General features: G+C 71.0%; 11 protein-coding genes. 3 read left to right on the top strand and 8 right to left on the bottom strand.

Annotated features, from left to right (window positions below):
- The 3 genes from AB0P35_RS11860 to AB0P35_RS11850 all read left to right on the top strand — a co-directional run.
- Positions 1 to 280 (top strand): ABC transporter permease subunit (locus AB0P35_RS11860; protein WP_363509604.1); only part of this gene is annotated, 280 nt, incomplete at its 5' end.
- 18 nt (positions 281 to 298) lie between these two features.
- Positions 299 to 1,378, top strand: coding sequence for an ABC transporter ATP-binding protein (locus tag AB0P35_RS11855; RefSeq protein ID WP_363509602.1), 1,080 nt, complete (start codon positions 299 to 301; stop codon positions 1,376 to 1,378).
- On the top strand, positions 1,368 to 2,447 hold the full coding sequence (locus tag AB0P35_RS11850) for a dipeptide ABC transporter ATP-binding protein (RefSeq protein WP_363509599.1): 1,080 nt from the start codon (positions 1,368 to 1,370) through the stop codon (positions 2,445 to 2,447). The genes AB0P35_RS11855 and AB0P35_RS11850 overlap by 11 nt, the downstream gene beginning before the upstream one ends.
- Before the next feature lie 78 nt (positions 2,448 to 2,525).
- Here AB0P35_RS11850 and AB0P35_RS11845 read toward each other — a convergent pair whose 3' ends face one another.
- The 8 genes from AB0P35_RS11845 to AB0P35_RS11810 all read right to left on the bottom strand — a co-directional run bounded on the left by AB0P35_RS11845 (position 2,526) and on the right by AB0P35_RS11810 (position 13,427).
- A complete protein-coding gene (locus AB0P35_RS11845; RefSeq protein ID WP_095873321.1) occupies positions 2,526 to 4,229 on the bottom strand; it encodes an ABC transporter family substrate-binding protein in 1,704 nt (567 codons plus the stop codon).
- 125 nt (positions 4,230 to 4,354) lie between these two features.
- Complete coding sequence (locus AB0P35_RS11840) at positions 4,355 to 6,442, bottom strand: ABC transporter ATP-binding protein (protein WP_095873320.1); 2,088 nt, start codon at positions 6,440 to 6,442, stop codon at positions 4,355 to 4,357.
- Positions 6,443 to 6,504: 62 nt separating this feature from the next.
- Positions 6,505 to 7,500 carry an ABC transporter permease gene (locus tag AB0P35_RS11835; RefSeq protein WP_363509596.1) on the bottom strand — a complete coding sequence of 332 codons (996 nt, stop codon included), beginning with the start codon at positions 7,498 to 7,500 and terminating at the stop codon, positions 6,505 to 6,507.
- A 44-nt stretch (positions 7,501 to 7,544) separates the two neighbouring features.
- Entirely contained in the window at positions 7,545 to 8,480 is a 936-nt protein-coding gene (locus AB0P35_RS11830; protein ID WP_363509594.1) for an ABC transporter permease, read from the bottom strand.
- Between the two features lie 593 nt (positions 8,481 to 9,073).
- The gene (locus AB0P35_RS11825) at positions 9,074 to 11,458 is read right to left on the bottom strand and encodes a peptidoglycan binding domain-containing protein (protein ID WP_363509592.1); all 2,385 of its coding nucleotides are present in this window, start codon (positions 11,456 to 11,458) and stop codon (positions 9,074 to 9,076) included.
- 320 nt (positions 11,459 to 11,778) lie between these two features.
- Positions 11,779 to 12,234 carry a DUF6113 family protein gene (locus tag AB0P35_RS11820; RefSeq protein WP_363509590.1) on the bottom strand — a complete coding sequence of 152 codons (456 nt, stop codon included), beginning with the start codon at positions 12,232 to 12,234 and terminating at the stop codon, positions 11,779 to 11,781.
- A complete protein-coding gene (mshB, locus tag AB0P35_RS11815; RefSeq protein WP_363509588.1) occupies positions 12,231 to 13,118 on the bottom strand; it encodes an N-acetyl-1-D-myo-inositol-2-amino-2-deoxy-alpha-D-glucopyranoside deacetylase in 888 nt (295 codons plus the stop codon). The genes AB0P35_RS11820 and mshB overlap by 4 nt, the downstream gene beginning before the upstream one ends.
- 114 nt (positions 13,119 to 13,232) lie before the next feature.
- Positions 13,233 to 13,427 (bottom strand): DUF2304 family protein, encoded by a 195-nt coding sequence (locus AB0P35_RS11810; RefSeq protein WP_030275935.1) that lies wholly within the window; start codon positions 13,425 to 13,427, stop codon positions 13,233 to 13,235.
- Positions 13,428 to 13,551 lie beyond the last annotated feature (124 nt).

Here is a 13,551-nt window from a genome sequence, read left to right as displayed (position 1 = left end):
GCTCCGGCACATCCTGCCCAACGCGGTCGCCCCGATCATCGTCGTGGCCACCATCGCGCTCGGCACCTACATCGCCCTGGAGGCCACCCTGAGCTTCCTCGGCGTCGGCCTCAAACCGCCCACCGTCTCCTGGGGCATCGACATCTCCTCGGCCTCGGCGACCTTCCGCAACGCGCCGCACATGCTGCTCTACCCGGCCGGGGCGCTGAGCATCACCGTCCTCGCGTTCATCATGCTCGGCGACGCCGTCCGCGACGCACTCGACCCGAAGCTGCGCTGAGAGGGGCCCCCACCAACCATGAACAGCGGCAACAGCGACGACGACGCCGGCGCCATCCGGATCGACCCCCGGGCGTCCAGTGGCGGTGCGCCCGGCGACGAACTGCTCGACGTGCGCGACCTGCAGGTCGAGTTCCGCACCCGGGACGGCGTCGCCAAGGCGGTGAACGGGGTGGACTACTCGGTCGCCGCCGGCGAGACCCTCGCCGTCCTGGGCGAGTCCGGCTCCGGCAAGTCCGTCACCGCCCAGGCGATCATGGGCATCCTGGACAGCCCGCCCGGCTTCGTCACCGGCGGCGAGATCGTCTTCAAGGGCCGCGACCTGCTCAAGCTCGGCGCCGAGGAGCGCCGGAAGATCCGCGGCGAGCAGATGGCGATGATCTTCCAGGACGCGCTGTCCGCCCTGAACCCCGTCCACAGCGTCGGCACCCAGCTCGGCGAGATGTACCGCGTGCACCGCGGCTCCTCCCGCAAGGAGGCCAGGGCCAAGGCCGTCGAGCTGATGGAGCGCGTCCGCATCCCGGCCGCCAAGGAACGGGTCGACGACTACCCGCACCAGTTCTCCGGCGGCATGCGCCAGCGCATCATGATCGCCATGGCGCTCGCCCTGGAACCCGACCTGATCATCGCGGACGAGCCGACCACCGCCCTGGACGTCACCGTCCAGGCCCAGGTGATGGACCTGCTGGCGGAGCTCCAGGCCGAGTACAACATGGGCCTGATCCTGATCACCCACGACCTCGGCGTGGTCGCCGACGTGGCCGACAAGATCGCCGTCATGTACGCCGGCCGGATCGTCGAGACCGCCCCCGTCGACCAGCTCTACAAGAGCCCCGCCCACCCCTACAGCCGCGGCCTGCTCGACTCCATCCCGCGCCTGGACCAGAAGGGCCAGGAGCTCTACGCCATCAAGGGCCTGCCGCCCAACCTGCTGCGGATCCCCGCCGGCTGCGCGTTCAACCCGCGCTGCCCGCGGGCCCAGGACATCTGCCGCCGGGAAGAGCCCGAGCTGTTCGACGTCACCGACGACGACGGCGCGCACCTCGCCGGGCGGGGCAGCGCATGCTTCTTCTGGAAGGAGACCCTCCATGACGTCTGACGGGGCGGGAACGGTGGACGCCGTGCCCGAGGACGCCGCCTTCGCCCGGGAGGTGCCCCGCGGTGAGCCGATCCTGCAGGTCAGGGACCTGGTCAAGTACTTCCCGCTGACCCGGGGCATCATCGTCAAGAAGCAGGTCGGCGCGGTGAAGGCCGTCGACGGCATCTCCTTCGACCTGATGCAGGGTGAGACCCTGGGCATCGTCGGCGAGTCCGGCTGCGGCAAGTCGACCCTCGCCAAGGTGCTGATGAACCTGGAACCCGCCACCAGCGGCTCCGTCCGGTTCAAGGGCGAGGAGATCTCCCACCTCAAGGGCACCGCACTCCACCACGTCCGCCGCAACATCCAGATGGTGTTCCAGGACCCGTACACCTCGCTGAATCCGCGGATGACGGTCGGCGACATCATCGGCGAGCCCTTCGAGATCCACCCGGAGGTCGCGCCGAAGGGCGACCGCCGCAAGGCGGTGGAGGACCTGCTGGACGTGGTCGGCCTGAACCCGGAGTACATCAACCGGTACCCGCACCAGTTCTCGGGCGGCCAGCGCCAGCGCATCGGCATCGCCCGCGGCCTCGCGCTCAGACCCGAGGTGATCATCTGCGACGAGCCGGTCTCCGCGCTCGACGTCTCCGTCCAGGCCCAGGTGATCAACCTGCTGGAGCAGCTCCAGAACGACTTCAACCTGTCGTACATGTTCATCGCGCACGACCTGTCCATCGTCCGGCACATCTCCGACCGGGTCGGCGTGATGTACCTCGGCAAGATGGTCGAGATCGGCTCGGACGAGCAGATCTACGAGCACGCCACCCACCCGTACACCCAGGCGCTGCTCTCCGCGGTGCCGGTGCCCGACCCGGCCGCCCGCGAGGACCGCGACCGGATCGTGCTGACCGGCGACGTGCCCTCGCCCGCCAACCCGCCGTCCGGCTGCCGCTTCCGCACCCGCTGCTGGAAGGCCCAGGAGAAGTGCGCGGTGGAGATCCCGCTGCTCACCGTCCGCCCCTGGCTGGAGGGCCACGCCGCGCACGAGTCCGCGTGCCACTTCGCCTCGGAGCGCGAGACGGGGTAGCGGCGGGAGGGAACGACCGTGGGCGGGCACCGGAGTGCCCGCCCACGGGGGTGGCCGGTCAGTGCGACCGGCGCGTCATCACTTGGTGAAGCCGATGTCCTCGTAGATGTAGTCCGAGAGACCCGGGGCACCGAGGTTGGCCACGGCCTTCTTCACACCGAAGATGGCGGGGCGCTGGTACAGCGTGATCAGACCGGCGACCTTCCAGGCCTCGCCGTCGGCGCGGTTGATCGCCTCCATGGCGGCCTCGGTGGTCGGGGCGGCGGCCGCGTCGGCCATCGCCTTGTCGAGCTCCGGGCTGCCGACCTGGCTGTAGTTGGCGCCACCGTCGGTCTTGAAGTTCGCGGTCGAGCTGCTGGCCGGGAACGGCGTGCCGATCAGCGAGAACGCGGTCATGTCGAAGTCGTACTTGTAGATGTACTTGTCGAAGAACTCGTTCGACGGGGCGGTGAAGACGGTGATCTTCACGCCGATCTGCTTCATCATCTGGGTCAGCATGGAGCCCTCGTTCGTGGCCACGGTCACGCCGGCCGGGATCACGAACTTGAGGGCGAGCTCCTTGCCGTCCTTCTTGCGGACGTCGCCGTCCAGCTTCCAGCCGGCCTCGTCCAGGGTCTTCTTGGCAACCTCGGGGTTGAAGGTGCTCAGACCGTTGGAGTTGTCCTTGTAGCCGTTCTGGTTCGGCACCAGGAAGTGGTTGTTCATCGGCTCGGCCGGCCAGCCGAGGCCGTTCAGGTCCGACTTGCCGATGGTCGCGCGGTCGATGCCCTGGAAGATGGCCTGGCGGACCTTGGGGTCGGTCAGCATCGGGCTCTTGCCGTTGAGCATGAAGTGGCGGAAGTTCGGGCCGCCGGCCTCGCGGACCTCACCGTCCGGGGTGGCCTGGATCTGCTTGAAGCCGGACGCGTCCGGGCCGTTGTTGTAGAAGTCGATCTCACCGTTCTGGAACGCCTGCGGCATGGCGTTGGTGTCCATCGCCTTGTAGACGATCTTGTCCAGGAGCGGCTTGTTGCCCCACCAGTTGGGGTCGGCGACGACGGTGACCGTCTTGGCGGTCTGGTCGATCTTGTCCAGCTTGAACGGGCCGGCGGTGACCGGGATCTTGTCCACGTAGCTGGTGTTGAACAGCTCCGGGGTGGAGATCTGCGAGGCCGGGAAGAGCGGCGCGTTGGCGGCGTTGTTGAACAGCGCCTGCCACTCCGAGAACGGGGTCTTGAAGGTGGCGATCGCCTGGTAGTCGTCGGCGCCCTTGACGATCGACTCGATCTGGTCGAAGCCGGTGGTCGAGGTGGCCTTGAACGCGGTGTTGCTGCCGTTCTGGGACTTCCAGTTGGCCTCGATGTCCTTCCAAGTGATCGGGGTGCCGTCCGACCACTTGGCCTTGGGGTTGAGGGTCCAGGTGACGACCTGCTTGCCGTCCTTGGTCTCCGACTTGGCGTCGACCAGGTAGTCCTTGTTCACCGTCTGGGCGCCACCGGCGTCCGAACGCCAGAAGGTCGGCATGACGGCCTTGACGACGTCGGTGGTCGACGTCTCGTTGCCGTCGGCCTCCAGGGGGTTCCACTGGCTGGAGAGCTGGTCGATGGCCCAGTTGAGGCTGCCGCCCTGCTTCAGATCGGTGCGCGGCTTCTCGTTGATGGCCCGCTGGGTCATCTTCGGCGCGTCGGCCTTCGGGGGCGCGGCCTTGTCGTCGGACTTGCCGCTGCTGGAGCAGGCGGTGAGGGAGAGTGACGCGGCAGCGATGGAAGCGACCAGCGCGACCGGGATCCGGTTCTGCTTCAAGGGATTCCCCTGTTGGTTGTGGTTAACGGTGATAGTGATCAGCGGACCCGCCGGAGCGGGTGGCGCTGGGACTGCGGCCGAACGGGGTGGGTCGTGGGGTGCCCGGTCCGGATGGGGCCGGTCTGTCAGACCACTTCCAGCGGGGCGGCGAAGTGGCACGCGGCCACGTGGTCGGTCCCGAGGCGGCTGTCGCCCGGGTCCTCGTCCCGGCAGCGCGCCTGATCCGTGTCGGACAGGGTGAGGAACTTCGGGCAGCGGTTGCGGAACCGGCAGCCGCTCGGAACGTCCGACGGGCTGGGGAGATCGCCGGAGAGCAGGATCCGGGACCGCTCGCGCTCACGCTGCGGGTCGGGCACCGGAACGGCCGACAGCAGGGCCTGGGTGTACGGGTGCGAGGGAGCCGCGAAGATCTCGTCGGTGGTGCCCTGCTCGACGATCCGGCCGAGGTACATCACGGCGATCCGGTCGGCGATGTGGCGGACCACGGAGAGGTCGTGCGCGACGAACAGGTAGCTCAGGCCGAGGCGGGACTTCAGCTCGTCCAGCAGGTTGAGCACGCCGGCCTGGATCGAGACGTCCAGGGCGGACACCGGCTCGTCCAGGACGACCAGCTTGGGCTCCAGCGCCAGGGCGCGGGCGATGGAGATGCGCTGGCGCTGACCGCCGGAGAACTCCTGCGGGTAGCGGTCCGCGTGGTCCGGGTCCAGGCCCACCAGGGACAGCAGCTCCGGCACGCGGGCGTTGATCCGGTCCCGGTCCCAGCCGTGCGTCTTCAGCGGCTCGGCCAGGATGTCGCCGATCGGCATCCGCGAGTCCAGGGCCGCCATCGGGTCCTGGAAGACGATCTGCATGTCACGGCGGAGCGCCTTGCGGTCGGCCCGCTTGAGGCTCTTCACGTCGCGGCCGAGCACGGTCACCGTGCCGGTCTGGTCGCTCGGGAGGTCGAGGATCTCCAGCAGGGTGGTCGACTTGCCGCAGCCGGACTCGCCGACCAGGCCCAGCGTCTCGCCCTCGCGGATGTCCAGCGAGATGCCGTCCACCGCGCGGACCACGCCGACCTTGCGCTTGACCACCGCGCCGTGGGTGACCGGGAAGTGCTTCACCAGCCCGTCCACCGACAGCACCGAGGTGCGGTCCTCGCGCGGACGGGACTCCAGCGCGTGGGGGGTGGGGACCTCCGGCAGCGGGAAGATGGTGGCCGGGTCCAGCTCGCCGGCGAGGTCGGAGCTGCGGTGGCACGCGGTCGGGTGGCTGCTGCCGGCCCGGATCTCGAGCTGCGGCTCCGTCTCGGAGCAGCGGTCGACGGCGATCGGGCAGCGCGCCTGGAACGGGCAGCCCTTCGGCAGCGCGACCATCGACGGCGGGTTGCCCTCGATCGGGGTGAGCGCGCGGCGCTCGCTCTCGTCGAGCCGCGGGATGGAGCCGAGCAGGCCGATGGTGTACGGCATCCGCGGCTCGTAGTAGACCTCGTCCACGCTGCCGGTCTCCACCGGCTTGCCCGCGTACATCACCTGGACGCGGTCGGCGAAGCCGGCGATCACGCCGAGGTCGTGAGTGATCATCACGATCGCGGCGCCGGTGACGTCCTGAGCGGTCTTCAGGACCTCCAGCACCTGCGCCTGGATGGTCACGTCGAGCGCGGTGGTCGGCTCGTCGGCGATGATCACCTTGGGGTCGTTGGCGATCGCCATGGCGATCATCGCGCGCTGGCGCATACCGCCGGAGAACTCGTGCGGGAAGTTGTCCACGCGGCGCTTCGGGTCGGGGATGCCGACCACGTCGAGCAGCTCGATCGCCCGCGCCCGGGCCTTGTCCTTCGACATGTTCTGGTGGATCCGCAGCGCCTCGACGATCTGCGTACCGACGCTGTAGACCGGGGTGAGGGCGGACAGCGGGTCCTGGAAGACCATGCCGATGTCCTTGCCGCGGATGCCCGAGAGCTCGGCGTCCGACAGGCCGAGCAGCTCGCGGCCGCCGAGCCGGACGGAGCCGCTGATCGCGGCGGTGTCGGGCAGCAGGCCGAGGACGGCCATCGAGGACACGGACTTGCCGGAGCCGGACTCGCCGACGATGCCCAGCACCTCGCCCGGACGCACCGAGTACGAGACGCCGCGCACCGCGCGGACCTCGCCGGCCTCGCTCGGGAACGACACGTGCAGGTCGCGCACCTCGAGGACGGGCGCTGCGGTCTTGTCCAGCCGGATGTCGCTCACCGGTCGGAGTCCTTCCTTGCTACGGGTGCTGGCCGGGTGCTGCGCGGAGTCGGATGCGGCGCTCACGGGGCGCTCAGCACGTCGGACGAGGTGTTCGGGCCCTGGATCTGGCCGGGCACCTGGCCGGCGGGGGCCGCGGCGCCCGCGGCCTTGGCCGGCTTGCGGCGGGCCTTCGCACCGGAGGCGTTGGGGTCGAAGGCGTCGCGCAGGCCGTCACCGACGAAGGAGACCGCGAGGCCGATCAGCACCAGGCAGCCGGCGGGGAAGTAGAACAGCCACGGGAAGGTCGGCGCGTTGGTGGTGTTCTCCGCGATGATCGTGCCGAGCGACACGTCCGGCGGCTGCACACCGAAGCCGAAGAAGGAGAGGCCGCTCTCGCCGATGACCGCCGCGCCGACCTGGATCACCGAGTCGATGATCAGCAGCGAGGCCATGTTCGGCAGGATGTGCCGGAACACGATGACCGGGCCGGGGACGCCCATGTACTTGGCGGCCTTGACGAACTCACGGTCCTTCAGCGTCAGCGTCATGCTGCGGACGACACGTCCGGTGATCATCCAGCTGAAGGCGGCGAGCAGGACGACGAACACCAGCCAGCTGGCCGAGCGGAACGCCGGCGAGAGCACGGCGATGATCAGGAAGCTGGGCAGGACCAGCAGCAGGTCCACGCCCCACATCAGGAGCCGGTCGACCCAGCCGCCGTAGTAGGCGGCGAAGGAGCCGACGGCGGCCGCCACCAGGGTGGAGATCACACCGACCAGCAGGCCGATCACCAGGGACTTCTGGAGTCCGCGCATGGTCAGCGCGAACAGGTCCTGGCCGCCCTGGTTGGTGCCCCACCAGTGGTCGCCGCCGGGCGGCGCGGTGAAGGCCATGTAGTCGTGGAAGGTGTAGTCGTACTTGTCCACCAGCGGGCCGATGTAGGCCGCCAGGAACAGCAGGACGATGATGCCCAGGCCCACCAGGGCCAGGCGGTTGCGGGCAAAGCGGCGGACGGTCAGCCGGGCGCGGCCGGATCGCTTGGCCGAGGGCTTCGCAGCGGACGGGTTGACGCTCATCGGTTCTTCCTCTTCGTCGGTGGTCGGTCGTTGCGGACGGGGTGTCAGCGCACCCGGACGCGCGGATCGAGCGCCGCGTAGGCGAGTTCGGAGAGGAGGCCGGCGATGAGCACCAGGACTGCGGTGAACAGCGCGCCTGCCGCGGTCGAGTTCACGTCGTTGCGTGTGATCGAGTTGACCAGCATCTCGCCCATGCCGTGCCAGCCGAAGGTCTTCTCGGTGAAGGTGGCGCCGACGAACAGCAGCACGATGTTGAAGACCAGCAGCGGGACGACCGGCAGGACGGCGGTCCGCAGGCCGTGCTTCACCAGGGCCGTGCGGCGGCGCAGGCCCTTGGCGCGGGCGGTGCGGAGGAAGTCGCTGCCGAGCACGTCGAGCATGGTGCTGCGCTGGTACCGGCTGTAGAGCGCGACCTGAATGAGGATCAGGGTGAGCCCGGGCAGCAGCATGTGCTCGGCGCGGTTGGCGAGCGCCGCGAAGTCCCAGCGGCCGGCGAACTCGGGGTCGGTCTCACCGGTGAAGTGGATCGTGCCCGCGCCGAGGAAGTTGATCGAGGAGATCTTCAGGAACAGACCGAGGACGAACGTCGGCATCGCGAGGACGAAGAACGAGCCGACGGTGGTGACGCGGTCGAAGAGCTTGTACTGCTTCACCGCGCCGAGCGCGCCCATCGCGACGCCGCCGGCCGAGCCGATCAGGGTGGCCAGCAGCAGGAGACGGGTCGAGACGCCGATGCGGCGGCCGACCTCGTCGTTGACGGGGGAGCCGTCGATGGTCTTGCCCAGGTCGCCGTGGACGACGCCGTTCGCCCAGGTGCCGAAGCGCTCCAGGATGGGCCTGTCGGGGTTCATGTTGACGTCGTCGAGCGTCTTGCTGATGGTGCTCTTCGCCAGGGGAGGGTTGCGTCCCTCGTAGTTCGCCTGGGGATGGAGACTCAGCCCCGCGACGATGTAGGAGAGAGACGCCGCAAGTGTGACCATAATCAGGTAATTGGTCAGCTTGCGAAGCATGTAACGACCCAAGGTGGTTCTCCCCCTCGTGCGGTCCCGCGTTCACCGACCGCGCAAAGACCCTGCCGATCGCGATGCCAGAGGTCGTCGGCATCGGTACAGGTCGTCCGGGGCGCATCTCGATGTCGGATGGTTGATCGGAACTTGTGCTACCGCTGTGGAACGGCTCGTGCCACATCTTGCTGAACATGGCGAATGCTTGTCGACCGGCGTTGTATCAAAGATTGGTAACGCCGGAGGCGATCCTTCGGCCAGAGTGAGTTTCAACCATCGGTTCTTCGGAAAAATGCCCAGGTCGCGGGCGTTTCGCAGGCGTTCGACTGCACTTCGCGGCCGGTTTCCAAACCAAGCGCAGGATCTGATGTTATGTCCGGTTATGGAACGCCAATGGCGACGATTCGCCAGAAATGGCCATGAGTCGACGGAGCGTCAGACGATCTTCTCAGGCCGGGCGGTGGAGGTGCTGCGCGGCTGGTCCGGGGCGGGAAGCACCGAGGCCGGCACCCTGCGGGTACCGGCCTCGGTGCGGTGCTCGACCGTCCTCGGACGGTGCTCCGGCGGCGTCAGGCGGGGAAGGTGAAGACGCGGTCCTTGCCGGTCTTGCCGATCACGGTGGCGATGCCGTCCGCGACGTCCTGCGGGGTGATCGCGACGAGCGCCCCGTTCTTGCGGGTCTTGGCCTTGTCGAAGACGCCGTTCAGCGCGGCGTCCAGCTTGTCCAGGTCCCAGGTGAGGACGACCTTGCCGGAGGCGTCCGGGGCGAGGGTCAGCGCCCTGCTCGCGGTGAGCTTGCCGAAGTCCCACTTCCTGGCGCCGGCCTTGAGCGTCACATTGCCGTTGAGGACCTGCTTGCCGAGCTCGGCGGCTGCCGCCTTGAGCACGTCCTCACCGACCTTCGGCTGGGCCGCGGTCAGCGTCAGCGCGACCTCGCCCTCCGGCTGGCCGGCCGCGCGGTTGCGGTAGGCCTGCTCGACCTGCTCCGCGGCAGCCGCGGAGTCCAGGCCCTGCCCGGGCTTGCCGGCCACGACCTCGGCCTGGCCGGTCTCGGTGAAGCGGACGAAGCCCTCCTTGAGGCCCTGACCGGACTTCGCGGCCAGCTCGTCCAGCGCCGCCTTGAGCTTCGACCGGTCGACCTTGACCTCGGGCGCGACCGCCTTGGTACCGCCCGCCAGCGAGCCGATCACCTCGACCGGGTTGTAGCTGTGCTTGGTCAGCCCGTCCACGGTGCCGGTGGTGTCGAAGCTCAGACCGGCGGTGGCCGGGTCGAGGGTCAGCGCCTGGCCGCCCAGCTTCAGCTTGATCGGCTCCTTGCCGGTCTTGGCCACCGACTCGTCGAGGGCGCTCACCGCCTGGTCGCGGGTGTCGCCGCCGATGTCGGTGCCGAGCACGGTGGTGCCCTTGGGGATGTCCGCCTGGTTGAGCATCAGGCCGGTGCCGTACGCGGCGGCGCCGGCGAAGAGCAGACCGCCGACGGCGTAGCCGGCCAGCTTGCGCGACTTGCCGCGCTTCTTGGCGGCCGGCGCGGCCGGCTCCGCCGTCGGGGAATCGGCCTTCGGGGGCTCCGGCTTCGGGGCGGGCTCGGGGGCCGGCTCCGCGGCGGCGCGGGCCTGCGAGGGGCCGGGGCCGGCGAAGGGGCCGCCGAACGGGTCGCCCTGCCGGGGCGCCGTGCCGAACGGATCGGCGAACGGGTCGGCGGCGGCCCGGGCCGCGCCGGGCGCGAACGGGTCCGCCGGGGCGAACGGGTCGGAGGGGGCGAAGGGCCCGGCGGGGGCGCCCGGGGCGAAGGGGGCGGCGGCCGGCGGCGCCGAGCCGAAGAGGTTGGCGGTCGGCATGCCGGGTATCGAGTCGCCCTGGCGGGGCTCGTCACGGATCGGCTCGAAACCGCCGATCTGGGTGTCCTCGGGCTCCGGCTGCGGCGCGCCGGCCGCGCGGCCCGCGGCGAACGGGTCGGCCGGGCCGGTGTGGAAGGGGTTCTCCGGCGCCGGCGCGGCCGTGCCGAACGGGTCGGGGGCCCCCGGCACGCCCTGCGGCGGTGCGGCGAACGGGTCCGCGGCGAAGCGGCCGGTCGGGCGCGGGCCGGCGCCGCCCTCCGGGCGGCCCTGCGGCGGTGCGGCGAACGGGTCCTGCGGCGCACCCTCGGGCCCGCCGGCGAACGGCGAGGCCGGGGCGCCGGTCGGCCGCGGCGCGGGCCGCTGCTCGCCGGGCATCGGGCTGCGCGGACCGGGGGCTGCCACCCGCGGCCCGCCCTGCGGGGAGGTCCGAGGAGCGGCTTGCGGAGCGCCCGGGGCGGACTGCCGGGCGGCCTGCGGGCCGGCCTGGGCAGCGGCCTGCGGACCGGCCTGCAGAGCTGCCTGCGGGGCCGCGCCCGGGGTGCCCGCCGCGACGGGGGCGGGCCCGGCGGTCTTCTGCCGGGGCCGGAACCAGGCGCCGGTCGACTCCGACTCGCTGGTGCCGTCGGAGCGGCCCTGGCCGCCGGCGGGGGCGCCCTGGCCGCCGGCCGGGCCTTCCTGCCACTCCGGCGGCAGGTTCGGCGGCGCGGTGGCGGTGCCGGTGTCCATCACGCCGAGGACCGGCGAGCCGGGGCCCTCGGAGCGGTGCCGGGGCGCGCCCGGCTCGGCCGGGGGCTCCTCGTTCTTGACGGGGCTGCGCACCACGACCGGCGGGATCGGCCGGGATCCGGGGATGTTGATCCGCACCCGGGTGGTCAGGGTGGTCTCGGTCTTGGGGGCGTCGTCGGCGGGTGCGTCCGGGACGCCGATGCCGGCGCCCTGGGTCGCCGTGCCGAAGGGGTCGTCGCTGCGGCCGTGCGCGAACGCGGCGGCGCCCGGCAGACCGGTGCCGTACGGCGGGGTGCCGGAGGGGTAGGCGTCCGCCCCGTCCGCGCTGCGGCGGCCGGGGTTGGCCCCGCGGGGCGGCGGGTACGCGCTGTCAGATTCGCGGCTGCTCAATGCTGCTCTGCTCCGGGTTCGCGGCCGCGCCTACGGGCGGCGGCCGCGGGTTGTGGGACGTCCTCCCGCGTGCGGTGCGGCACCGCGCTGCGGACCGGACGGCCCTCCGACACCAGCTTCTTCACGTGTTGGCTGAGACGGCGCCGCCGCCACGCGACTGGGGCTGAAGGTACCCTCCCGCCCTGCGTCCGAGGCATCCGGGGCTGTCGTCCCCGGTCGTAGGACCGGAGGCACCCGCACCGGCACCACCATACTGGGAAGCGCCAGGCGACGGCCCGGAACGGAAAGAACCCGATATGTCCGATAATTCCGCTATCGGGCTATGCGTGCGGGTCCTTGACGGGACGTTGCCGATCGCCGCCGACCGCCCCGAGGCCCAAGGCCGTCCGGGTCGGCAGCGTCGCACAGACCACGCCGGCGACCGCGCCGGCGAACAGGTAGAGATACGAGGTCAGCCCGGCCGCCAGGACGAAGTCGCCCTCCGGGCGGGGCGCCATCATCACCATCAGCACGGCGAACCAGCCGGCCAGCGGGATGCCCGCGCCGAGCTTCGTCCCGGTCAGCCGCAGCCCGCCGTAGAAGACCCCGCCGGTCGCGCCCAGCGCCAGCAGCACGCCGAACGGCGGCCACAGAGCCTGCGCGAACGCTCCGCACAACGAGACCGCGGCCCCCACGAGGAAGAGCACGGCGTAGGCGGCCACCCGGAAGCCGCGCGGCGGCAACGGCTCGGCCAGCCGCTGGGACCGGGTGCCCAGGAGGGCGTGCTGGGGCTTCACAGCGCCACCCCCGCGAAGAGGTCCGTCTCCGGCAGCGGTCCGCCCGGCTCGCCGTGCACCAGCTGGTAGTACTCGGTGGCCACCAGCGGCTGCCCCAGGTCGTTGCTGAGCGCGAAGTACTCGCCGGCCACGGTGATCTGAGTGGCGTGCGCCCGCATCGCGGCCGCCTTCGCCCCGGCGTACGCCCGCCCGTCCAGGACGGCCGTCACCACCGCGTCGTCCACCACGCCGGGCACGTCGCCGGGGGCGGCGGTGCCGGGGAAGACCGCGGCGGCGGCCGTCTCCTTCAGGCCCTGCTCGATCACCGAGCGCGGCATCCGGTTGTAGTACACCTTGGCGATCCGCCAGGCCGCGCCCAGCTCCGGGCGGTGCGCCGGGTCGGCCGCCAGCTCGTACGCCCGGAGGGCAACCCGGTGCGCCTGGATGTGGTCGGGGTGGCCGTAGCCGCCGTTCTCGTCGTAGGTGACGAGCACCTGCGGCCGGACCTCGCGGACGACCGCGACCAGGTGGTCGGCGGCCTCGTCCACGTCGGCCTGCCAGAAGCAGCCGGGCCGCTCGTTGTCGGCGACGCCCATCATCCCGGAGTCGCGGTAGCGGCCCGGGCCGCCGAGGAAGCGGACATCGGCGACGCCGACCGCGCGCATCGCGGCGGTCAGCTCGCCGATCCTGTGGTCGCCGAGGGCGTCCTCCCGATCGGCCGTCAGACGGGCCAACTCGGGCGGGATCACCTCACCGCCCTCGCCGAGGGTGCAGGTCACCAGCGTGACCCCGGCACCCTCGGCGGTGTACCGCGCCATGGTGGCTCCGTTGCCGATCGACTCGTCGTCGGGGTGCGCGTGCACCAGGAGCAGGCGGCGTGGCGGGCGGTCGGAGGCTGCGGTCATGGCCGCCAGCCTAGTGCCGCGTCAGGCGACCTTCGCCCCGTCGCGGCCGGGCGGCTCGGGCCGCTCCTTGAGGGGCAAGGGTCGCCTGACGCGACACCGGCGACCGGTGGTCCGTCAGAGCTTCAGGCCATTGATCATCCCTGCCACGTTGCTGGTGACCTCCTGGATCGACGGTGCGATCGAGGTGGAGGCGAGGTAGAAGCCGAGGAGCGCGCAGATGATCGCGTGCGCCAGTTTCAGGCCGGATCGGCGGACCAGGACCACCACGATGACCAGCATCAGCACGGCTGCGGAGACGGACAAAGCCATGACGGCTCACACCCCTTCTCGGGTGCGCCGCCCTGGGCGGGCGGCGGGTCGTGCGGGACGGGCTCTCGATCCGGAACCGGGAAGGAACGGGACGGTCCGGCTCCGTATCGCGATGAGCAACACA

Source organism: Kitasatospora sp. NPDC085879 (assembly GCF_040686255.1).
In the GTDB taxonomy this organism is placed as follows: domain Bacteria; phylum Actinomycetota; class Actinomycetes; order Streptomycetales; family Streptomycetaceae; genus Kitasatospora.
Note: the sequence above shows the minus strand (reverse complement) of the source record. Positions and strands in the feature narration are given on the sequence as shown.

Bases quoted from the DNA above. Each gene is read 5' to 3' on its own strand.
- AB0P35_RS11855 (WP_363509602.1), top strand. From the start codon at position 299: ATGAACAGCGGCAACAGCGACGACGACGCCGGCGCCATCCGGATCGAC.
- AB0P35_RS11850 (WP_363509599.1), top strand. From the start codon at position 1,368: ATGACGTCTGACGGGGCGGGAACGGTGGACGCCGTGCCCGAGGACGCC.
- AB0P35_RS11835 (WP_363509596.1), bottom strand. From the start codon at position 7,500: ATGAGCGTCAACCCGTCCGCTGCGAAGCCCTCGGCCAAGCGATCCGGC.
- AB0P35_RS11830 (WP_363509594.1), bottom strand. From the start codon at position 8,480: ATGGTCACACTTGCGGCGTCTCTCTCCTACATCGTCGCGGGGCTGAGT.
- mshB (WP_363509588.1), bottom strand. From the start codon at position 13,118: ATGACCGCAGCCTCCGACCGCCCGCCACGCCGCCTGCTCCTGGTGCAC.
- AB0P35_RS11810 (WP_030275935.1), bottom strand. From the start codon at position 13,427: ATGGCTTTGTCCGTCTCCGCAGCCGTGCTGATGCTGGTCATCGTGGTG.